20 protein-coding genes are annotated in these 21,159 nt (G+C 70.3%); 12 read left to right on the forward strand and 8 right to left on the reverse strand.

The annotated features are described in order from the left end of the window. The first annotated feature begins 15 nt into the window (after nucleotides 1–15). The 3 genes from ACWGDB_RS35140 (at nucleotide 16) to ACWGDB_RS35150 (ending at nucleotide 1,935) form a co-directional block, all read left to right on the forward strand. Complete coding sequence (locus ACWGDB_RS35140; RefSeq protein WP_453826169.1) at nucleotides 16–690, forward strand: helix-turn-helix domain-containing protein; 675 nt, start codon at nucleotides 16–18, stop codon at nucleotides 688–690. A gap of 72 nt (nucleotides 691–762) precedes the next feature. Next, nucleotides 763–1,461: a hypothetical protein gene (locus ACWGDB_RS35145; RefSeq protein WP_427843814.1), complete on the forward strand. Its 699-nt coding sequence runs from the start codon at nucleotides 763–765 to the stop codon at nucleotides 1,459–1,461. 141 nt (nucleotides 1,462–1,602) lie between these two features. Next, nucleotides 1,603–1,935 (forward strand): DUF2516 family protein, encoded by a 333-nt coding sequence (locus tag ACWGDB_RS35150; RefSeq protein WP_383607266.1) that lies wholly within the window; start codon nucleotides 1,603–1,605, stop codon nucleotides 1,933–1,935. Between the two features lie 163 nt (nucleotides 1,936–2,098). Here ACWGDB_RS35150 and ACWGDB_RS35155 read toward each other — a convergent pair whose 3' ends face one another. From ACWGDB_RS35155 to ACWGDB_RS35165, 3 genes are all read right to left on the reverse strand, one after another. Next, nucleotides 2,099–3,400, reverse strand: coding sequence for a PP2C family protein-serine/threonine phosphatase (locus ACWGDB_RS35155; RefSeq protein WP_453826170.1), 1,302 nt, complete (start codon nucleotides 3,398–3,400; stop codon nucleotides 2,099–2,101). Nucleotides 3,401–3,754: 354 nt separating this feature from the next. Beyond that, on the reverse strand, nucleotides 3,755–4,837 hold the full coding sequence (locus ACWGDB_RS35160) for an NlpC/P60 family protein (RefSeq protein ID WP_453826171.1): 1,083 nt from the start codon (nucleotides 4,835–4,837) through the stop codon (nucleotides 3,755–3,757). A gap of 495 nt (nucleotides 4,838–5,332) precedes the next feature. Continuing rightward, entirely contained in the window at nucleotides 5,333–6,151 is an 819-nt protein-coding gene (locus ACWGDB_RS35165) for a class I SAM-dependent methyltransferase (protein WP_453826172.1), read from the reverse strand. Nucleotides 6,152–6,581: 430 nt separating this feature from the next. Between ACWGDB_RS35165 and mshA the strand changes: the two genes are divergently transcribed. The 3 genes from mshA to ACWGDB_RS35180 all read left to right on the forward strand — a co-directional run bounded on the left by mshA (nucleotide 6,582) and on the right by ACWGDB_RS35180 (nucleotide 10,205). Next, nucleotides 6,582–7,919 carry a D-inositol-3-phosphate glycosyltransferase gene (mshA, locus tag ACWGDB_RS35170; protein WP_453826187.1) on the forward strand — a complete coding sequence of 446 codons (1,338 nt, stop codon included), beginning with the start codon at nucleotides 6,582–6,584 and terminating at the stop codon, nucleotides 7,917–7,919. Beyond that, nucleotides 7,912–8,412 carry a YbjN domain-containing protein gene (locus tag ACWGDB_RS35175; RefSeq protein WP_453826173.1) on the forward strand — a complete coding sequence of 167 codons (501 nt, stop codon included), beginning with the start codon at nucleotides 7,912–7,914 and terminating at the stop codon, nucleotides 8,410–8,412. The genes mshA and ACWGDB_RS35175 overlap by 8 nt, the downstream gene beginning before the upstream one ends. A 131-nt stretch (nucleotides 8,413–8,543) precedes the next feature. Then, complete coding sequence (locus ACWGDB_RS35180; RefSeq protein WP_453826174.1) at nucleotides 8,544–10,205, forward strand: glycoside hydrolase family 55 protein; 1,662 nt, start codon at nucleotides 8,544–8,546, stop codon at nucleotides 10,203–10,205. Here the strand turns inward: ACWGDB_RS35180 and ACWGDB_RS35185 are convergent. Next, nucleotides 10,184–10,990, reverse strand: coding sequence for a helix-turn-helix domain-containing protein (locus ACWGDB_RS35185; protein ID WP_453826175.1), 807 nt, complete (start codon nucleotides 10,988–10,990; stop codon nucleotides 10,184–10,186). The two genes, ACWGDB_RS35180 and ACWGDB_RS35185, sit on opposite strands and share 22 nt — an antisense overlap. 49 nt (nucleotides 10,991–11,039) lie before the next feature. Here ACWGDB_RS35185 and ACWGDB_RS35190 point away from each other — a divergent pair, with 49 nt between their 5' ends. After that, nucleotides 11,040–11,477, forward strand: a complete 438-nt coding sequence (locus ACWGDB_RS35190; protein WP_453826176.1) for a DUF2000 family protein — start codon at nucleotides 11,040–11,042, stop codon at nucleotides 11,475–11,477. Nucleotides 11,478–11,517: 40 nt separating this feature from the next. Here ACWGDB_RS35190 and ACWGDB_RS35195 read toward each other — a convergent pair whose 3' ends face one another. Beyond that, complete coding sequence (locus ACWGDB_RS35195) at nucleotides 11,518–12,780, reverse strand: MDR family MFS transporter (protein WP_453826177.1); 1,263 nt, start codon at nucleotides 12,778–12,780, stop codon at nucleotides 11,518–11,520. Nucleotides 12,781–12,955: 175 nt separating this feature from the next. Here ACWGDB_RS35195 and ACWGDB_RS35200 point away from each other — a divergent pair, with 175 nt between their 5' ends. Both ACWGDB_RS35200 and ACWGDB_RS35205 read left to right on the forward strand, forming a co-directional pair. Continuing rightward, nucleotides 12,956–13,717 carry a phosphoglyceromutase gene (locus ACWGDB_RS35200; RefSeq protein WP_062723775.1) on the forward strand — a complete coding sequence of 254 codons (762 nt, stop codon included), beginning with the start codon at nucleotides 12,956–12,958 and terminating at the stop codon, nucleotides 13,715–13,717. A 139-nt stretch (nucleotides 13,718–13,856) separates the two neighbouring features. After that, nucleotides 13,857–14,348, forward strand: a complete 492-nt coding sequence (locus ACWGDB_RS35205; RefSeq protein ID WP_453826178.1) for a hypothetical protein — start codon at nucleotides 13,857–13,859, stop codon at nucleotides 14,346–14,348. A gap of 23 nt (nucleotides 14,349–14,371) precedes the next feature. On the opposite strand, the gene ACWGDB_RS35210 is transcribed toward ACWGDB_RS35205, so the two are convergent. Continuing rightward, nucleotides 14,372–15,334 carry an alpha/beta hydrolase gene (locus ACWGDB_RS35210; RefSeq protein WP_453826179.1) on the reverse strand — a complete coding sequence of 321 codons (963 nt, stop codon included), beginning with the start codon at nucleotides 15,332–15,334 and terminating at the stop codon, nucleotides 14,372–14,374. A gap of 684 nt (nucleotides 15,335–16,018) precedes the next feature. Next, nucleotides 16,019–16,720, reverse strand: a complete 702-nt coding sequence (phoU, locus tag ACWGDB_RS35215; protein ID WP_383627096.1) for a phosphate signaling complex protein PhoU — start codon at nucleotides 16,718–16,720, stop codon at nucleotides 16,019–16,021. Between the two features lie 356 nt (nucleotides 16,721–17,076). Between phoU and ACWGDB_RS35220 the strand changes: the two genes are divergently transcribed. Both ACWGDB_RS35220 and ACWGDB_RS35225 read left to right on the forward strand, forming a co-directional pair. Beyond that, entirely contained in the window at nucleotides 17,077–18,369 is a 1,293-nt protein-coding gene (locus ACWGDB_RS35220; RefSeq protein WP_453826180.1) for a sensor histidine kinase, read from the forward strand. Beyond that, entirely contained in the window at nucleotides 18,366–19,046 is a 681-nt protein-coding gene (locus ACWGDB_RS35225) for a response regulator transcription factor (RefSeq protein WP_015659563.1), read from the forward strand. The genes ACWGDB_RS35220 and ACWGDB_RS35225 overlap by 4 nt, the downstream gene beginning before the upstream one ends. 105 nt (nucleotides 19,047–19,151) lie before the next feature. Here the strand turns inward: ACWGDB_RS35225 and ACWGDB_RS35230 are convergent, their stop codons facing one another. Beyond that, on the reverse strand, nucleotides 19,152–19,862 hold the full coding sequence (locus ACWGDB_RS35230; RefSeq protein ID WP_453826181.1) for a DUF461 domain-containing protein: 711 nt from the start codon (nucleotides 19,860–19,862) through the stop codon (nucleotides 19,152–19,154). A gap of 622 nt (nucleotides 19,863–20,484) precedes the next feature. Between ACWGDB_RS35230 and ACWGDB_RS35235 the strand changes: the two genes are divergently transcribed. Continuing rightward, nucleotides 20,485–20,967 carry a CarD family transcriptional regulator gene (locus tag ACWGDB_RS35235; RefSeq protein WP_003953493.1) on the forward strand — a complete coding sequence of 161 codons (483 nt, stop codon included), beginning with the start codon at nucleotides 20,485–20,487 and terminating at the stop codon, nucleotides 20,965–20,967. The last annotated feature ends 192 nt before the right edge of the window (nucleotides 20,968–21,159 follow it).

Below are 21,159 nucleotides of genomic sequence, written 5' to 3' on the forward strand. Positions count from 1 at the left end.
GGGCAAGGTGGAGGCATGGCATCGCTCAACGTCGGCAATCTCGGTGAGTACCTGCGCGACCAGCGGCGCAACGCGCAGCTGTCGTTGCGGCAACTCGCCGATGCCGCCGGGGTGTCCAATCCGTACCTGAGCCAGATCGAGCGCGGGCTGCGCAAGCCGAGCGCGGAGGTGCTGCAGCAGGTCGCCAAGGCCCTGCGGATCTCCGCCGAGACGCTGTATGTGCGGGCCGGCATCCTCGACGCCGAGCGGGACCGGGACGAGGTGGAGACGCGCGCCGTCATCATCGCCGATCCCACGCTGAACGAGCGGCAGAAGCAGGTGCTGCTCCAGATCTACGAATCCTTCCGCAAGGAGAACGGGTTCGGGATAGCCCCCGAGGCGGGCGAGGCCGACGAGGCACATGAGGCCGCCGAGGCGGTTGAAAAGGTCGACCTGGTCGAGGCCGTCTCGACGGACCACGGTGCGGTGGACTCCGAGCACGGCGACGGCGACAAGAACAGCGACGACGCGGCGGCCGCTCAGGGCAGCGACGCCGCCGTGCGCCGCAGCCGTAAGACCCGCACGAACGGCAGCGATGCCAAGGCGGGCGGCCGTAAGTCCGCCGCGCGCCGTACCCGCACGACCCATACGTCCGACGGCAGTGACGCCGACCCGGAGAACCCGAACGACCCCCGGCAGTCGGCCGGCTGACCACGCACACCGGCAGGCCGACCGCGGGACCCGAAACCCTCACCTGAAAGCAACCCGGGAGGACCACCCACCATGGCCATCACCGACGACCTGCGTAAGACCCTCAGCGACCCGACCCCGCTCTACTTCGCCGCCGGCACCGCCGACCTGGCCCTCCAGCAGGCCCGGAAGGTGCCCAGCCTGGTGGAGCAGCTGCGCTCCCAGGCGCCGGCCAGGTTCGAGGCCGTTCGCAACACCGACCCGAAGGCCGTCCAGGACAAGGCCACCGCACGTGCCAAGGAGGCCGGTGCCAAGGCCAAGGAGGCGCAGGAGAGCTTCCAGACCAAGGTCAACGAGTTCGTCACCAGCCTGGACGCCGACTTCAAGAAGTTCGGCAGCAACCTGGACGCGGACGTCAAGAAGCTCGGCACCAGCCTCGACGCCGATCTCAAGAAGTTCGGCGAGAGCGCCCAGGACTTCGCGCTGCGCACCATCGGTGTCGCCGCCGAGTACGCCGTGAAGGCCCGTGAGACCTACGAGAAGGTCGCCGAGCACGGCGAGCAGGCGGTGAAGACCTGGCGTGGCGAGGCCGCGGAGGAGATCGAGGAGTTCGCGATCGCCGTCGAGCCGAAGGCCGAGCCGGTCGAGGTCAAGGCCGAGGCCAAGCCCGCCGAGGCCAAGCCGGTCGTGCCCCAGCCCGCCGCCGAGGCCGCCCCGGAGAAGAAGGCCCCGGCCAAGAAGGCTCCGGCACGCAAGCCCGCCGCCAAGAAGACGACGCCGCCCGCCAAGTAACACGGACGGGTGAAAAGGGGCCGTAGAACACGGGTCGGGCACTTACGAAGTGCTCGGCCCGTTGTTCGGGTAGCCGGCTTGCGGTTGCGGGTACGGTGAGCGCGTAGGTATGAGCCGAGTCGGGTGGTGGACGTTGTGCTGATGCAGGGCTTTGCGGGGTTCATGTGGCTGCTGAGTGTGGCCCTGATCCTTTTCAGCGGCTTCGCACTGATCGATGCGGCCACGCGCCGTGAGGACGCCTACCGCGCGGCCGACAAGAAGACCAAGCCGTTCTGGCTGCTCATCCTCGGGCTCGCCTTCGTGGTGAACCTGATCTTCAACATCCTGTCGTTCCTGCCGATCATCGGCCTCATCGCGACGATCGTGTACATGGTGGATGTACGCCCCGCGATCAAGGGCCTGCCGGGCGGCGGGCGCAGCAGAAAGGGCTCCAGCAGCGACGGCCCGTACGGCCCGTGGAACGGCGGCCGCTGATCAGCACCCCGAGTGGCGGCGCCCCGTAAGGGGCGCGGGGCTGTATCGATGTGCGGCTCCGCCGCGTGGACACGACCAGCCGCAACGCATCAGCAGTCGGCGGACCACCGAGTCCCGGAGGGCGCGCCCCGCTCTCGCGGCATCCGCGGCGCACCCGCCCCGCTCACGTCGTGCGGTCCAGCAGCAGCACAGCCACGTCGTCGGCCAGCTCGCCCCCATTGAGGTTCCGAACCTCATTGACGGCGGCCCGCAGCAGCGCCTCCCCGCGCAACCCCTCCGCGAGCTGCCGCCGCACCATCTCCACCATCCCGTCCTGCCCCAGCCGCTCACGGCCCTCGCCGATGCGACCTTCGATGAGGCCGTCGGTGTAGAGCATCAGGCTCCACTCCGCTCCCAGCTCCACCTGCATCCGAGGCCACCGGGCCCCGGGCAGCAGCCCGAGCGCGGGCCCGTTGTTGTCGTACGGCAGCAGCCGCGCGGCCCGCCCCGGCCGGGCGAGCAGGGGAGACGGGTGACCCGCCAGGCACAGCCCGGCACGCCGACCGTCCGGCGCGATGTCCACCGTGCACAGCGTCGCGAAGATCTCGTCGTCGGCCCGCTCGTGCTCGAGGACCTGCTGCAGCGTGCCCAGCAGCTCGTCGCCGCACAGCCCCGCCAGCGTCAGCGCCCGCCAGGCGATCCGCAGCTCCACACCGAGCGCGGCTTCGTCGGGCCCATGGCCGCAGACGTCGCCGATCATGGCGTGCACCGTGCCGTCCGCGGTGCGCACGACGTCGTAGAAGTCACCGCCGAGCAGGGCACGGGAGCGCCCCGGACGGTAGCGCGCGGCGAACCGCAGCGAGGAGCCCTCCAGCAGCGGCGTCGGCAGCAGACCGCGCTCCAGGCGGCGGTTCTCCTGGGCCCGCAGACGGCCTTCGGCCAGCCGTCGCTCGGCCGTGTCGGAACGTTTCCTCTCCACGGCGTACCGGATCGCCCGGCTCAGCAGCCGCCCGTCCAGCTCGTCCCGGAAGAGGTAGTCCTGCGCACCCACGCGCACGGCCTCCGCGCCGCGCTCGGCGTCACCGGACGCGGTGAGCGCGAGGACGGCGTGCCGGGGCGCGAGCTCCAGTACGTGCTTGAGCACACCCAGCTCGTCCGCGTCGCCGGCTGAGCCGGGCGCGGGCAGCGCGAGGTCCAGCAGGATGCAGTGGACGTCGTCGGTGAGCAGCCGTCCGGCCTCGGTGAGGTTGCGGGCGGTGCGCACGCGGATCGGCTTGCCGGCCGCGTCGAGCATCTCGGGCACGACCGTCGAGCCGCCGGGATCGTCCTCGATCAGCAGCAGCGTCAGATTGGTGTGGGTGTTGTTCTCGACCTTTGGTTCCTTACGCGGAGCCTCTTCCATGGAGGAGCCGCCTGGGGATGCGGCCGGCGCCTGACCACTTTCCACGGCCGGGATCGCTCTCTGCCGCGGTATGGGTACGGGCATCGTCTTGAGTTCCTTCCCTCCCCCCGAGGGCATGGTGGGAACGAGGGTCCTCGATCCACCGACGGGGACCATAGCGGTTGTCGGCGCCGCAGCGGAATGGTGTAGAGCACCCCGTATGGAAGCTGGCCACTGTCATATGCCGCTTTCCGTACCGCAGTTGGACAGGGTGGCTCAGGGGCAGGGATGACGAAGGTCACGTCGGTGCACGGTTTGGCGCCGACGTGTCGTGGGGTGGGTCACGTGGTGGGGGTCACGAGTCGCCGGTCACAATTCCCCTGAACGGCCTGCCATAAGCACTCATATCCCCCGCGAGGCCCACCGTCACGACCCGGACATCACAAGTCGCCCCAATGCCTACGCATCGGGTCGAACCACCCCGAGGATCGGCATGGTGCCGGCCCCCGCGACCGTCACCGTCCGCCCGGGGCGCGGGGCGTGGACGATCGCGCCGTCGCCGACGTAGATGGCCACGTGGCTGGCGTCGGCGTTGTAGATGATGAGGTCGCCCGGGCGCATGTCCTCGATGTCGATGCGCTTCAGCTGCTTCCACTGCTCCTGCGAGGTCCGCGGAATCCCGCGCCCGGCGCTCGCCCAGGCCTGTGAGGTCAGGCCTGAACAGTCGTACGTCTTGGGCCCCTCGGCGCCCCATTCGTACGGTTTGCCGAGCTGGGCCGTGGCGTACTCGAGGGCCTCCCGGCCCTTCTTGGAGGCCTTGCCCTTGATGTCCTTGAGGATGCCGGAGTCCAGCCAGGCGGTCTGCGCCTTGTATGCGGCCTGCTCCTCCAGCTCGGCGAGGCGCTCCTTTTCCTCCTCCTCCAGCTGGGATTCGAGCTCTTCGGCCGCCGCGATCTGCTTCTTGATCTTCTTCTTGGCGGCGGCCTTGGCCTTGCGGCCCGCCTCGAGCTTCTGCCACTGGGCGGAGGCGTCCTCGGCGTACTGCTCCAAGTCCTGCTGGGTGCGGGTCATTTCCGCGAGCAGCCCCTTGGTCGCGCGCTGGCCCTGCAGCACTCGGCCGGTGCCGTCGAGGAACGCCTGCGGGTCGTCGCTGAGCATCAAGTGCGCCTCGTCGGGCAGCCCGCCGGAGCGGTACTGGGCGGCGGCCGCGGCGCCCGCGCGCTTTTTCAGCTCGGCGAGCTTCTCCTGACCTTTGACGATCTCCTTGGCCAGGGAGACGATCTCGGCGGACTGCTTCTCGGCCGCCTCCTCGGCGGCGTTGTACTTGTCGGTGGCGACGGCCGCGTCGTGGTAGAGCTTCTCCAGCTTCTTGCGCACGGCCTCAAGGTCCTTGTTCGACACGGTGGCCGGCGCCGACGAGGAGGGGGACGCGCTGGGCGTGGGGGAGGGTGCCGCGAAGGCCGTGCCTGGTGCCGCGAGTACGGTGACCGCACAGACGACGGTCACAGCCGCCGCGATCAGGCCGCGCTTGCCCGAACCCATACCACTTCCCCCAAACTGATGTCCCGTCAGTAACATAGAACGTCCGGGGGATCGTGCCACGACGACGCGCAAAGTGACAGAGGTCTGCTTCCCCCCGTTCCCTCCTCGTCACACCGATCACCCGCCTTTGTGACGAACGACTCCCGGAGATCGTTCCCTGCGGGGTGGCGGGTCAGGCGGGGGAGTTGGGGGCGCGTCGGGGACGGGCGCACGGAGTCGCGGCGATGAGGTCGGGTGGCAGGACCGTACCCCGGTGTCAGCCCTCAGGGTCGGGCGATGAGCCAGCAGAGGAATTGGGGCCGGCCGGCCGACCTCAGCGTCAGGCGGCCAGGCCGTGGCGCCCCGAATCGCAGCGATAGGGGACCGTCCCGCGAGGTCGGCCCGCGGAGTCGGCCGTGAAGACAGCCGGCGGGGTGAGGCGACTGCGGGCAGACAGGCAGGCCCGCGGACATGGAGAGTCGGATCGTCTCGACGCACGCGCTCGCAAGCCCCCAATCAGGCCGCCGGCGCCAACGCCTCCCACCGCAGCGTCACTTCACCCTGCCGCCACCGCACCGGCCCGTCCGTCACCGGCCAATCAGCCGTGAGGTCCCGCACCGCCCGGATCCATCGCTGGCGTGCCCCGTACGACGCGTAGGGCGCTGCGGCCGCCCAGGCGCGGTCGAAATCGCGCAGGAAGGCGTGGACCGGTTCGCCGGGGACGTTGCGGTGGATCAGTGCCTTCGGCAGGCGCTCGGCGAGGTCCGACGGCCGCTCCAGCGAGCCCAGCCGGGCGGCGAAGGTCACCGTGCGCGGCCCCTCCGGCCCGAGCGCGACCCACACATGCCGGCGCCCGATCTCGTCGCAGGTCCCCTCGACGAGCAGCCCGCCACGCGCCCCCGTCACCGGATCGGCCGGCGCAAGCCGCGCACACAGCCGCTCCCAGACCCCGGCGACCTGATCCTCCTCGTACTGCCGCAGCACATTGGCGGCACGCACGAGCACAGGCCGCTGCGCGACCGGGATCTCGAACCCGCCGTGCCGGAAGACAAGCCCCTCCCGCTCATACGGCTTCGCGGCCGCAACCCGCGCCGGCTCGATCTCCACGCCGACCACACGCGCGCGTGGCGCGACGGAACGCAACCGGCCGAGCAGTTCCACGGCCGTCCAGGGAGCGGCGCCGTACCCGAGGTCGACCGCGACGGCATCGCCGGCCCGCCGCAGCTCCGCGCCATGCGTGACGGCGATCCAGCGATCCATACGGCGCAGCCGATTCGGATTCGTGGTCCCGCGCGTAACAGTGCCCACAGGGCGGGCGGAGGCGCGGGATGTCATGCATACGAGGGTAAGTGGCCGACATCGGGCGGAACGCCACCCGCACTGGCGCAACGGCGAGCAGGGGCCGTGCCAGGGGGTGTCCGCCCGCAGCGGCGGGCGTCAAGAAACGGCCCCTCTCGAGCCACGGCAACCGCCCGACCGAGGACGGACACCCCCCCGGCGCGGCCCCGACCCACGACGAAACGCCGGGCGCAACGCGCACCCCCACCCATCCGCCACAGGCCGCCGCAGGCATCCGCACCAGCCACCCCCGCCCCTCGCCCCACCCCCCCACGCACCCAAGCCCCGAACAGTTGAGCGACCCCCGGTAATGCCTCGGCAAAAACCGCCCCACCCGGAATGGGAACCCCTCCCTCCGGTGTTGCACCGCCTTGGAGGGCGCTCGCACCCTCCACCAGGCATGCCCGCAGCCAAGGAGGAACGCCACGTGAGCCAGTACGTCAGCAGGCTCAGGCACCGCTCCCCGGCGGCCCCCTCGCGACTCAGGCTCCACCGCCGCCCCCGCCGCGTCGCCATGCTCTCCGTGCACACCTCCCCGCTCCACCAGCCCGGCACCGGCGACGCCGGCGGTATGAACGTCTACATCGTCGAGCTCGCGCAGCGCCTCGCCGCGATCAACATCGAGGTGGAGATCTTCACGCGTACGACGGCCACGGGCCTCCCGCCCACCGTCGACCTGGCTCCCGGCGTCCTGGTCCGCCACATCGACGCGGGCCCCTACGAGGGACTCAACAAGGAGGACCTCCCCGCCCAGCTGTGCGCCTTCACGCACGGCGTGATGCAGGCCTGGGCCGGCCACCGCCCCGGCTATTACGACCTGGTCCACTCCCACTACTGGCTCTCCGGCCACGTCGGCTGGCTCGCCGCCCAGCGCTGGGGCGCCCCCCTGGTGCACGCCATGCACACCATGGCCAAGGTCAAGAACGCCAACCTGGCCGACGGCGACACCCCCGAGCCCGCCGCCCGCGTCATCGGCGAGACCCAGATCGTCACGGCCGCCGACCGCCTGATCGCCAACACGGCCGAGGAGGCCGACGAACTCGTACGGCACTACGCCGCCGACCCCGGCAAGGTCGCCGTGGTGCACCCCGGCGTGAACCTCACCCGCTTCTCGCCCGCAGACGGCCGAGCGGCCGCCCGTGCCCGCCTGGGCCTCCCGCAGGACGCCCTGATCCCGCTCTTCGCAGGCCGCATCCAGCCCCTGAAGGCCCCGGACATCCTGCTCCGCGCGGTCGCCGTGCTCCTGGACGAGCACCCCGAGCTGCGCTCCCGCATCCATGTCCCGATCGTCGGCGGCCCCAGCGGCAGCGGTCTCGCCAAGCCCGAGGGACTGCAGAAGCTGGCCGCACGCCTGGGCATCGCGGACGTCGTACGGTTCCGCCCGCCCGTCGGCCAGGAGCAGCTCGCGGACTGGTTCCGGGCGGCATCGCTGCTGGTCATGCCGTCGTACAGCGAATCGTTCGGCCTGGTGGCCATCGAGGCACAGGCGGCCGGCACACCCGTGCTGGCGGCCGCGGTGGGCGGCCTGCCGGTGGCGGTCCGGGACGGCCGTACCGGCTTCCTGGTCCAGGGCCACAATCCGGCCGACTACGCGCGCGTGCTGCGCGCCTTCGCGGACGACCCGCACCTGTCCCCGCGGATGGGCGAGGCCGCCGCCCGGCACGCCCAGTCCTTCGGCTGGGACACCTCGGCGGCCGCCACGGCGGACGTCTACACGGCCGCGACCCAGGCCTATCGGCGTCGCGTACGCTCCCACCATGGCTGACGTACAGAAGGCATCGCAGGTCGTAGAGGCAGCCCTGAAGGACGCGGACCTGGAGTGGGAGTCCCCCACCCCCGGCACCTACGTCGTCAAGCTCCCCGGCACCCGCAAGCTCTCGACGACCGTCTCCCTGATCGTCGGCCGCCACTCCCTGTCGCTCAACGCCTTCGTCATCCGCCACCCCGACGAGAACGAGCCGGGCGTCCACCGCTGGCTCCTGGAGCGCAACCTCAAGCTCTACGGCGTGAGTTACGCCGTCGACCAGCTCGGCGACATCTACGTCGCCGCCAAACTGCCGCTGGCCGCCGTCACCCCCGACGAGATCGACCGCCTCCTCGGCCAGGTCCTGGAGGCTGCGGACGGCGCCTTCAACACCCTCCTCGAGCTGGGCTTCGCGTCCGCGATCCGCAAGGAGTACGAGTGGCGCGTCTCGCGCGGCGAGTCGACGCGGAATCTGGACGCGTTCACACATCTGACTCAGCGTCCGACGGAATGACGTCAGGTCCGTACTAACTAACCCTTGCGCACCCTCTTCCCAGCGCTGGGGTCTCGTGGCATGCTCACCGATCAACGCACATCTGAACGACGTTCACATCCATGAAAATACGGCATGGAGGGCGTACGGATATGGGCTATGCGCATCTCACCAGACGGGCCCTGCTCGGCGGGGCAACGGCCGTCGCCCTCGGCGTGACGACCGGTACCTCACGGGCGGCCACCTCGACCGCCGAAGTCCCGCCCCTCTGGCGTGAGTTCACCCGCACCCCCCTCACCCACCCCCAGATCCCCTACATCGGCAGGGCCGGCCACCGCGGCGGGGCGCGCCGCCTCCCCCGCCCCCGAGTCGTCGCCGACGTACGCGACTTCGGTGCCGTGGCGGACGGCACGACCGACTCCGCCCCCGCGATCAACCGTGCCATCGCCGCCGCCGGAAGGTCCGGCGGTGGCACGGTCACCATCCCGCCCGGCACGTTCCGCATCGACGACGTGATCCGCATCGGCCACTCGAACGTGGTCCTCCGCGGCGCCGGCAGCGGCCGTACGACGCTCTTCGCGACGAAGAACCTCACCGAACTGATCGGCGTCTACGGCTCCCGCTACGGCGGCGACAAGTCGTCCTGGTCCTGGGCGGGCGGCCTCATCTGGCTGGCCCCGACGGCCCGTTGGGACTCCCTGGTCGCCGCCATCAGGGCGAAGGCCTGGCCCTTCGAGGGCTGGACGGGCAACCGGCGCGACGAGTGGCGTTCGCTGACGAGCGTCGAACCCGCGCGGCAGGGCGACCGGACGGTCACGGTCACGGACCCGTCGGCACTCCGCACCGGCGCCCTGGTCCTGCTGCGCCTGGCCGACGACGCCGCCCACACCCTCCTGGAGCACATGTGCGGCGGCGGCCCGGGCCCCGAGGCGTACACCTGGGACGACAAGACGAAGCTGACGTCGTACGTCCCCTACGAATGGCCCGTACGCATCACCCGGGTCCACGGCCGAAAGGTCACCCTCGAACGCCCGCTCCCGCTCGACGTACGCCCGGAGTGGGACCCGCACCTGACCACGCACGTACAGGAGCTGACGGGATCGGGTGTCGAGGGCCTGACCCTGGAGGCGACGGAGCAGCCCCAGCAGCCCCACCTCCTCGACAAGGGCCACAACGGCGTCGTCTTCCAGTGCGCCTACGACTGCTGGGCCGACGACGTGACCGTCCGCCACGTCGACAACGGCTTCGGCCTGGTGGCCGCCTCCGCCTGCACGCTCCGGCGCACACGCGTGGCGGGCCGCGGCAGCCACCACCCCTACTTCTGCCGTGAGGGCTCGCACGACAACCTGATCGAGGACTTCACGATCGAGGCCCGCACCACCCCGGCCCCATCCGGCACCCAGCTGCACGGCATCAACGTGGAGGGCCTGTCCTCCCACAACGTCTGGTCGCGCGGCGACATGCGGATGGGCACCTTCGACAGCCACCGCGGCCTGCCCTTCGCCAACGTCCGCACCGACATCACCGTCCACAACGACGGCCGCCACGGCGGCGACGCGAGCGCGGGCCCCCTGTTCGGCGCCCGCTTCACGCACTGGAACGTCCGGGTGACGAACGGCCGCGCGGGCATGATCCGCCTCGACGGCCTGGCGCCCTGCTCCGCCACCGTCGGCCTCAACGAGGTCAGGGAGTTCGACCAGATCGACGTACCCGACTTCACGGGTGACCTGCACTCCCGCCTGGAGCTGTACGGCACCACGGACGTCGTACGCCCGCGCAACCTGTACGACGCTCAGCGCGAGCTGCTGCGATAGCGCCCCGGTGGTACGCCCACCAGCTTCCGGAAGTGCCGGGTGAGATGGGACTGGTCGTAGAACCCGGTCGCGGCGGCCACCTCGGCCGGCGGCCGGCCCTCCAGCAGCAGCCGGCGGGCGCGGTCGACGCGGCGGGACATCAGGTACTGGTGCGGGGCGATGCCGTAGGCGCCGCTGAACGACCGTACGAGATGGGCGGGATGAGCCTGCACGAGCGCGGCGGCCTCGTCGAGGGCGATGCCCTGGACGACGCGTTCGTCGAGGAGTTCACGCAGCCGGCGGGCGAGGGCGGGGTCGCGCCGCGGGCCGTCCGCCAGGGTCCGGGGCCGCAAGTGGGCCCGCAGCCGGTCGCCGATGAGGGTCAGCCTGCTGTCCGCCTCCAGCTCGTCGCCGGCCTGCGCGAGGGCGGCGTGCAACTGGCCGACGCGCAGCCGCAGGACGGGGTCGCGCAGGTCGGGGGAGTCCACGGCCGGCCCGATCAGGTCGTCTCCCAGCCGGGTGCCGTCCAGGTACAGCACCCGCTTGCGGAAGCCGTGCGGGGTGGCGGGGGAGCCGTTGTGGGGGACGTGCGGCGGTAGGAGCGACACCGTGTCGTGCGGGGTGCCGTGCTCGTGCCGGTCGAGGTCGTAGCGCACGGCTCCGTCGTCGACGATGAGCAGCGTCCACGCCTCGTGCACGTGCATCGGGTACGCGTACTCGGTGAAGTGCGCGTGGAAGACCTCGGTGACGCCCGGGACGGAGGGGCGCCACGCGGAGACTTCCTGGCGATCCCGTGCGGCGGCCATGCAAAGAACGTACAAGACGCAGGTGTACGGCGGCCGCCAGTCTCGTCGTATGAACGACACGAGCACCACGGAACCCGTCCGCTTCGACACCAAGATCGCCGTCCTGCTGCGCGGGGACCTGGAGACCTGGCAGCGGCTGAACGTCACGGCCTTCCTGGTCAGCGGCCTGGGCACGCAGCTTCCCGAGGTGGTCGGGGAGCCGTACGAGGACGCGGACGGCGTGCCCTATCTGCCGATGTTCCGCCAGCCGGTCCTGGTCTTCGAGGCCACCAAGGAGAGCCTGACGACGGCCCACACCCGTGCCCTGTCCCGCTCCCTCCCGCGCGCGGTCTTCACCTCCGACCTCTTCACGACGGGCAACGACCGCGACAACCGGGCGGCGGTACGGGCGGTGCCGACGGGCGAGCTGGATCTGGTCGGGCTGGCGGTGTACGGGCCGAGGAACGCGGTGGACAAGGTGATCAAGGGGGCGCGGATGCATCCGTGAGGCTCGGATGCATTGCGCGGTCCCGACGTGACCCGGGTTCTCAGGCGGCCGGGCTGACCTCCGGCTTCGCGTCGGCCGGGCGGCCGGCGGTGGCCGGTTCGTCCGTGGGCACGCGGCGCATCAGGGTCCCGTATCCGATCGCCGCCGCCGTCCCGATGACCGCGCACAGCCCCCACAGCCACTCGGCGCCGAACCGGTCGATGACGAGGCCGGACATCAGGGGCGCGACCAGGGCCGCGACCGACCAGGACAGGGTGTACATGCCCTGGTAGCGCCCGCGCCCCTGAGCGGGGGAGAGGCGGACGACGAGGCCGGTCTGGGTGGGCGCGTTCAGCATCTCGCCCAGCGTCCACACGCACACCGTCAGCGCGAAGACGCCGACCGACCCGGCGAAGGCGGTCAGGCCGAAGCCGTACCCGGCGAGCAGGGACGAGACGATGAGGATCCGCCCCGCGTCCCGGCGTTCGATGAACCGGGTGACCGGGATCTGCAGCGCGACGATCAGAACACCGTTGACGGCGATGGCGAGGCCGTAGTCGGCGGCGGAGAACCCGGCGTCGCCCATGGCCACCGGCAGTCCCACCGAGCCCTGCTGGAAGATCAGGGCGACGAGGAAGGACAGTCCGACGACGCTCATGAAGCGCCGGTCGCGCAGTACGGTCCCGAGCCGCACCTCGTCCTCGCCCGCCTTCTCCGTCTTCGTGCGCTCGGGCCGCGACTCCGGCAGTTTGACGAACACCACGACCGCGCAGACGGCCGTCATCCCCGCCTCGATCAGGAACCCGGCGAGGTAGCTGACCTCGGCGATGAACCCGGCGGCCATGGAGGAGATCGCGAACCCGAGGTTGATGGCCCAGTAGTTGAGGGAGAAGGCGCGCACCCGGTCCTCGGGCCGGACGATGTCCGCCATCATCGCCTGTACGGCGGGCCGGGAGGCGTTGGAGGCGGCACCGACGACGAACGCCACGGCGGCGATGGCCACGGGGTGGTGCACGAACCCGAGCACGGCCACGGAGACCGCGGTGGAGGCCTGGGCGACGAGGAGGGTGGGCCGCCGCCCGAGCCGGTCGGTCATGACGCCGGCCCCGATCGACGAGACGACCCCGCCGAGACCGTGCAGCGCGGCGACGAGACCGGCGTACGTGGCGGAGTACCCGCGGTCGAGGGTGAGGTACAGGGCCATGAAGGTGGCGACGAACGCCCCGAGCCGGTTGACCAGTGTGCTGGTCCACAGCCACCAGAACTCGCGGGGGAGCCCGGAGACGGTCTCCCGGGTGGCACGTCTCAGGGCGGCGAGTGGCATAGGGGGTCCCCCGGATGTACCCGGATGCACGCAACCGGATGTAAGTGGCTCAGCAGGTATCCGCAACTTACAAGCGCGCTCGCCGAGGCGGCCACCGGATTAACAGATCCCGTCAACCGTCCGCCCTTCGGGCGCGGGGCGCACCCGGCCAAAGCCGTGGATTACGCTCGGACGCATGGCCGACGCACCGTACAAGCTGATCCTCCTCCGCCACGGCGAGAGCGAATGGAACGCGAAGAACCTGTTCACCGGCTGGGTGGACGTCAACCTCAACGAGAAGGGCGAGAAGGAGGCGGTCCGCGGTGGCGAGCTCCTGAAGGACGCCGATCTCCTCCCCGACGTGGTCCACACGTCCCTCCAGAAGCGAGCGATCCGCACGGCCCAGCTGGCGCTGGAGTCGGCCGACCGCCACTGGATCCCGGTCCACCGCAGCTGGCGCCTGAACGAGCGCCACTACGGCGCCCTCCAGGGCAAGGACAAGGCCCAGACCCTCGCCGAGTTCGGCGAGGAGCAGTTCATGCTGTGGCGCCGCTCCTACGACACCCCGCCCCCGCCCCTCGAGGACGGCACGGAGTTCTCCCAGTCGGACGACCCGCGCTACGCGACGATCCCGCCGGAGCTGCGCCCCCGCACGGAGTGCCTGAAGGACGTCGTCGTCCGCATGCTCCCGTACTGGTACGACGGCATCGTCCCCGACCTCCTGACCGGCCGCACGGTCCTGGTCGCCGCCCACGGCAACTCGCTGCGCGCCCTGGTCAAGCACCTCGACGGCATCTCCGACGCCGACATCGCGGGCCTGAACATCCCCACGGGCATCCCGCTGTACTACGAACTCGACGCCGACTTCAACCCGGTGACGCCGGGCGGCAAGTACCTGGACCCGGAGGCTGCTGCGGCGGCCATCGAGGCGGTCAAGAACCAGGGCAAGAAGAAGTAACCCGACGCCATTGGGCCCCCGAACTGCCGGTCCCCGGCAGGGCGGGGGCCTTTTCGGCGGTGCTGGGCCCTCTCGGGCACCCGGACGAGCAGCTCACGCTGCCCGCCTGACCGACCTGGAAGTACGGGGAAACCAAGTCATGACCTACTCGAGGCTGCGGGCGGCCCGGCTCTCCGGATGCGCTGTGGTGGTGTCGGCGTTCCTGCTCACCGCATGCGGCGCGTCCGAGAGCGGTGCGGACGGCGAGGCGAATTCACCGTCGCCTGGGCCCAGTCGGCCCCGGCCGACGACTGAGCCGTCGGAGAAGGAGCTCACCGAGCAGGCCCAGGCGGCTCTTGCCGCAGTCAACGACGGGGCAATGGTCGAGGCCGGCGTGGAGCGCGTGACCGACGGTGTCCACACCGAGCCCGGCCTCGGCAAGGGAAAGACGTACCGGCTCAGCCTGGTGTGTGCCGGCAGCGGCAGCGCACAGCTGGAGTTCATGCCTGCGGACGCCGGCACGGGGACCACGGTGCCCTGCGACGAGTCAGTGGTGCAGCAGCGGATCACTGCCGACGAGCTGGTCCGTATCGATGTCGAGGGCGCCAAGGGGGCGACCGGCGTGATCGCGTGGCGGATCGACGCCCTGTGAGCCTCTCCTGAAGCGGCGCTTCGCTAAGCGGTCCCGAGGGCGTCGCGCAGCAGCGAGACGGCCTGGTCCACGGCTGCTCGGGTTGCCCTGGTCTCGCTGAGCGAGTTGAGCATCATGAAGTCGTGCACCGCGCCGTCGTAGCGCACCGTGGTGACCGGGACGCCCGCTGCCCGCAGTTTGGCGGCGTAGGCCTCGCCCTCGTCGCGCAGCACGTCGGCCTCGTCCACGATCAGCAGGGCGGGCGGCAGGCCGTCGAGTTGCTGGGTGGTGGCGCGGTTGGGGGAGGCGGTGATCTCCGCGCGCTGGTCCGGGTCGGTGGTGTAGGCGTCCCAGAACCACTCCATGGCCTTGCGGCTGAGGTAGTAGCCGGTGTCGAACTGCTCGTAGGACATGGTGTCCATGGCCGCGTCCGTGACCGGGTAGTACATCGACTGCTGTACGAAGGTGACGTCACCGCGTTCCTTGGCCATCAGGGCGAGAGCTGCCGTCATGTTCCCGCCGACCGAGTCGCCGGCCACCGCCATGCGCCGGGCGTCCAGGCCCTTGGACGCACCCTCGCGCGTGATCCACTGCGCGGTGGCGTAGCCCTGCTCGATGGCCACGGGGTAGTGGGCCTCCGGTGAGGCGGTGTACTCCACGAAGACCACCGCCGCGTCGGCGCCGACCGCCAACTCGCGTACCAGGCGGTCATGGGTGGCGGCGTTGCCCAACACCCAGCCGCCGCCGTGCATGTAGAGCACGACGGGCAGTGTTCCGGTGGCGCCCTGCGGTTTGACTATGCGCGCCCGAACGTCACCCACCGAGGCGGCTACGGTGATCCACTCCTCGTCGACCGGCAGCTTGTCGATCGGCGCGGCCTGCAGGTCGTCGAGGACCTTGCGCGCTTCGACCGGCTTCAGCTCGTACAGGAACGGATGGTGCGAGGTCGCGTCAGCCAGCTCCTGTGCCGGGCGCTCCAGGATGATCGAGGCAGGTTGAGCAGTCATGGCAATGCTCCTGGCAGTGCTGAGAAGCCCGAAGTAAAGCGGCGGGCGCGTGGTGACTGCCCTGGGGGCGTCGACGCCGCCGCGGGCCCGGGCTCTGGGCGGAGCCCCGGTCAAGCCCTCGATGGGGCGATATGCCCCATCCTAGGCGCGCGCTGTACAACCCTCGACCGGAGGCGGACGAGGGATCAGGGCCTGCAGAAGCAGGCGTATGTAAGCACCGTCCGAGCCCGCTGCCTGCCCCGTCCCGTATCCGCCGCAGCGACGACGCGAAAGGGCTCCGCTGCGAAATCCGCACCGGAGCCCTGACCGCCACGCAAGATCCACGACGCCGTACGCCGCGCTGCCTCCGCGTCCTACGCCCGCACCCTCACCCGCACTGGCAAGGATTCCCCGACTGGCACCCGCACCCGCAGCCCGAGCCGCAGCCGCACGCGGCGACGAGCGGGAGGCTCCTGACGTCGGCGGGCTGCTCGGTCGGGCGTACCTGGGTGGGGTCGGGCGTCGTGCCGGGAGTGCTGGGGGATTCGGCCATGGTCCCTCCTCGGGGCTGGTGCCTGTGCCCATTCCATGCCCGCCCCGCTGGGCGCATCAACGGCGCACGGAGGCTTGCACCCGCCCCGAACAGGCCCCCGCACTCCCCGCACTCCCCGCCCTTCCGGCCGTAACCGACCCGCCCAGTACGCCTCAGGCGCCTTCGGCGTCCGAAACCGGCTGAATGTCCGGCTGGATGTCGGGCTGCAGCTCATCGGCGTGCTCACCCGTCACCAGGAACACCACACGCTTCGCCACGGCCACCGCGTGGTCGGCGTACCGCTCGTAGTAACGGCCGAGCAGCGTCACGTCGACCGCCGTCTCGATGCCGTGCTTCCAGCGATCGTCCAGCAGGTGCTGGAAGAGGGTGCGGTGGAGGAGGTCCATCGCGTCGTCGTCCTGCTCCAGCTGGAGCGCGAGATCGACGTCCTTGGTGACGATCACCTCGGCCGCCTTCGCCATCAGGCGCTGCGCGAGCTGCCCCATCTCCAGGATGGTGGCGTGCAGGTCCTGCGGGATCGCGCGCTCCGGGTAGCGCAGCCGCGTGAGCTTCGCCACGTGCTGGGCGAGGTCGCCCGAGCGCTCCAGGTCCGCCGACATGCGCAACGAGGTGACGACGATACGGAGGTCCGTCGCAACCGGCTGCTGGCGCGCCAGCAGGGCTATGGCCCGGGCCTCCAGGTCGTGCTGGAGGTCGTCGACCTTCTGGTCGGCCTCGATCACGCTCTCGGCCAGCTTCAGGTCGGTGTCGAGGATCGCCGCCGTGGCGCGCCCGATCGCCGAGCCGACCAGCCGGGCCATCTCCACCAGACCGTCGCCGATCGAGTCCAGTTCCTCGTGGTACGCGTCCCGCATCAGGGTCCCTCTCTAACGTATGCCTCGGGGGTTCCGGGGCCAGGAGACTGTCGTCGGACCGGCAGTCCTGTAGTCGGATCTTGTCGAATCCCGTTGAACCGGAAGTCTTACCGTCACGCCCTCCGACAGTAAGACTGTCGCGAAAACGTCAGTCGGACTGTCGTGAAACCGCCAGTGTGATCCCAAGCTAAACCGCCTGTGCGAACCCCACGCATCCACGATCCGGTCCGTACGCGTCCGTTTCCGCCCCCTCAAATGAACCAGCACTGGCTCCAAGGTGAACTCTGGGCGACGAGTGTTCGAGGTCGCACTCCGACGGCTGTGGCCACTGCCTGCGTCATGCCTAACCTGGGTGCATGGACGTGAACGCGGCGGTCGCCGCAGCGGCAGCGATCGCCGGGGTGCTCACCGGTGTCATCGCCATGCTGGCGTTCCGCTGGAGCGAACGCGACCTGAAGCGACCCACCCGAACCTCTCTGCACACCGACCCGGTCCTGCCGCCCGGCGTGGACACGGTCCTGTCGGTGCTGCGCTCCTCCGCCGTCGTGCTCGACGAGGGGGACGCCGTCGTCAAGGCCAGCTCGGCGGCGTACGCCCTCGGTCTGGTGCGAGGCGGCAAGCTCTCCGTCGAGCCCATGCTCCAGATGGCCCGGGACACCAGACGCGACGGTGAGATACGGCAGGTCGAGCTGGATCTGCCCAGGCGTGGCACCGGACGCGGCGAGGCCCTCGCCGTGTCCGCGCGCGTCGCGCCCCTTGGCTCCCGCCTGGTCCTGCTCCTCGTCGAGGACCTCACCGAGGCCCGGCGGATAGAGGCCGTGCGGCGTGACTTCGTCGCGAACGTCAGTCATGAGCTGAAGACACCGGTCGGCGCGCTCTCCCTGCTGTCCGAGGCCGTCATGGACGCCTCCGACGACCCGGAGGCCGTGCAGCGCTTCGCCGGGCGCATGCAGATCGAGGCGACCCGGCTGACCAACCTGGTGCAGGAACTGATCGACCTCTCCCGGGTGCAGAACGACGACCCGCTGGAGGACGCCGAGCCCGTCCGCGTCGACGAGCTCGTCGCCGAGGCCATGGACCGCTGCCGGCACGCCGCCGGGACGAAGCAGATCACCATGGCCGCGGGCGGCACCACCGACCTGAGCATCTGGGGCAACCGCGGCCAGCTCGCCGCCGCGCTCGGCAACCTCGTCGAGAACGCCGTCAACTACTCGCCCGCCCGCACCCGTGTCGGCATCGCCGCGCGCCGGGTCGGCGCCCCGGGCGGGGACAACATCGAGATCGCCGTGACCGACCAGGGCATCGGCATCTCGGACAAGGACAAGGAGCGCATCTTCGAGCGCTTCTACCGCGTGGATCCGGCCCGTTCCCGTGCCACAGGCGGCACCGGCCTCGGCCTCGCGATCGTCAAACACGTGGCCGCCTCACACAGCGGGGAGGTCACGGTGTGGAGCTCCGAGGGACAGGGCTCCACCTTCACCCTGCGCCTGCCGGAGGCGGGTGCGGCCCGTGACCGCGCACAGCAGCACCCCGATCTCGACGACGAGGCCGGGCACTCCGCCGCACCGTCCCATCACCGCAGCACCCCCGATTCACCCGCTGACTCAACCGCGTACGAAACGCTTTCCGCCCCGGAGGTCCTTCCGTGACCCGTGTGCTCGTCGTCGAGGACGAGGAGTCCTTCTCCGACGCCCTGTCGTACATGCTCCGCAAAGAGGGCTTCGAGGTCGCCGTCGCGACCACCGGGCCCGACGGACTCGACGAGTTCGAGCGCAACGGCGCCGACCTCGTCCTCCTCGACCTGATGCTGCCCGGCCTGCCGGGCACCGAGGTCTGCCGCCAGCTGCGCGGCCGATCGAACGTCCCGGTGATCATGGTCACCGCCAAGGACAGCGAGATCGACAAGGTCGTCGGCCTGGAAATAGGAGCCGATGACTACGTCACCAAGCCGTTCTCCTCGCGCGAGCTGGTCGCCCGTATCCGGGCCGTCCTGCGCCGCCGCGGCGAGCCGGAGGAGGTGACCCCGGCCGCTCTGGAGGCGGGCCCGGTCCGGATGGACGTCGACCGCCACGTGGTCACGGTCTCCGGCTCCAAGGTCGACCTCCCGCTCAAGGAGTTCGACCTCCTGGAGATGCTCCTGCGCAACGCGGGCCGCGTCCTGACCCGTATGCAGCTCATCGACCGCGTCTGGGGTGCCGACTACGTCGGCGACACCAAGACCCTGGACGTCCACGTCAAGCGCCTGCGCGCCAAGATCGAGCCGGACCCGGGCGCGCCGCGCTACCTGGTGACGGTCCGCGGCCTCGGCTACAAGTTCGAGCCGTAAACCGTCGCCACGTACGTCGAAGGGCGGGACCTCCGTTTCCGGGGGTCCCGCCCTTTTTCTACGACTGTGCAGGCGCCGTACGACGATCCGGCGCCGTAGGGCCGCTCAGTGCCCGGCGACCGTCTGCGAGGCGCTGTCGCTCGGGGTCGCCGCGTGGCCGGCCCCCGCTCCGTCACCGGCCGCACCGCCGGTCTCCGTCGCGCCCCCGGACGCACCGCCGGTCGGGGTGGTGGCCTCCGCGCCCTCGGCCGGGGTCCCGGTCGGCGAGCCGGTCGGGGATGCCGTGGTGCCCGGCGTCGCCGGGACCTCGGTCGGGCCCCAGCTCTCGAAGTAGCTCTCGGCCGGGACGACGAAGGCGCGCAGGCTCACGTCACCGGTCTTGCTGAAGGTGAAGGTGATCCGCTGGGCGTTGCCGTCCTGGATGGCCTCGCGGCTGCTGGGCAGCACGGCGGCGGCGTTGTCCTTGCCGCCGATGATCAGCGAACCGCCGGCCGGGATGGTCAGGCTGCCGCCCTTGGCGGGCTTGAGCTCGGCACTCTTGGCCGTGCCGTCCACCTTGATCGAGTCCAGCGTCTGCGCGGAGCTGCCGGAGTTGAACAGGGTCGCCGAGATCGCGGCCGGGCCGGTCGACTCCAGGTCGGGCTGGGTGATGACGATGGCGTTCTGGATCTTGATGTCGCCGACGCTGGTGGCTGCGTTGTCCGGCTTGATCTCCAGGGTCTGCGCGTTGTTGCCGGCCGCGCACGCGGAGAGCGCGGCGATCGAGAACGTGATGGCGGCGGCGGCGAGGGCGCCGCGTCGAAGGCTGCTGCTCACGGCGGCGGCAACTCCTTGACTCGAACGGGGGGCGCGTAGTGCCGCCCTAAGTGTCTGTCAGCGGCCTTAGGTTACCGAGCCGTTCCCGCGCTACCGCACCCGACCCTCCCCCGAGCGGCGATGAGCCGAGGAAGTACGTCCGAAGCGCCTCTTCCGCCACCCTTCCCTTCACCCACAAGTGGCCCGGTTGTCACTTTGCCCGGAGCTCTGTCCGTCATTCACATAAGACGTCTCGCAAGTCCCCGCGCAAAATTTCCGTGAAGGAATGCGCGACCTTCCGGAATTGATCACCGGATGTGCCGCCGACCTGGCTGTGATCAATTCCGGATTCGCCCGGGAGGTGACTCGGGACGCCGAACGGAGTAGCGGAAGTCGCACACTTGGAACCGGACATATGCGGACGTTCGGCCACTCGGAGGCGTCTCTGGATGTGTGTAACGTACGCGTTTCACCTCGCCCGCAGAGCCGCTCCCACCTGCGAATACTTTCTTCCGCTCGGCCCGCGCAGCACGTTCCTGTTGGAGTTGTCAAGCCCCGAGATATGCCCTGACCTGCGAAAACGCCATTCAGAACCCGCAGTTTCCGTGTTACCCTGGATAGCCACGGAAGGGGTACCTGTCACATGACGTTCAAGGTTGGCGACACCGTGGTCTATCCCCATCACGGGGCCGCGCTGATCGAGGCCATCGAAACTCGCCAGATCAAAGGCGTGGACAAGACCTACTTGGTGCTGAAGGTCGCCCAGGGTGACCTGACGGTACGTGTGCCAGCGGACAATGCGGAGTTCGTCGGCGTGCGTGATGTGGTCGGTCAGGACGGGCTGGACCGGGTCTTCGAGGTGCTGCGCGCGCCGTACGCCGAGGAGCCCACGAACTGGTCGCGTCGATACAAGGCAAATCTGGAGAAGCTCGCCTCCGGCGATGTCATCAAGGTCGCGGAAGTGGTGCGTGACCTGTGGCGTCGTGAGCGCGAGCGCGGACTCTCCGCCGGTGAGAAGCGCATGCTCGCCAAGGCACGCCAGATCCTGGTGAGCGAGCTCGCTCTCGCGGAGAACACCAACGAGGACAAGGCCGAGGCGCTGCTCGACGAGGTTCTCGCGTCCTGACGCGGTACATCCGCCTCAGTTTCAGCACAGTAGTAGTTTCAGCAGCGTGCTGATTTTTTTCAAAGAAGTGCCGCGGTGCCCGATGACGTAATTGCTGTCGCCGGGCGCTGCGGCATGTTCGCTCACAGGCGCGGTACGTCCTACCTCGGGGGCGCCCCCGATACTTGATGTGCCGGGTCCGGGCAGCCGTCT

The organism is Streptomyces sp. NPDC055013 (genome assembly GCF_053608645.1).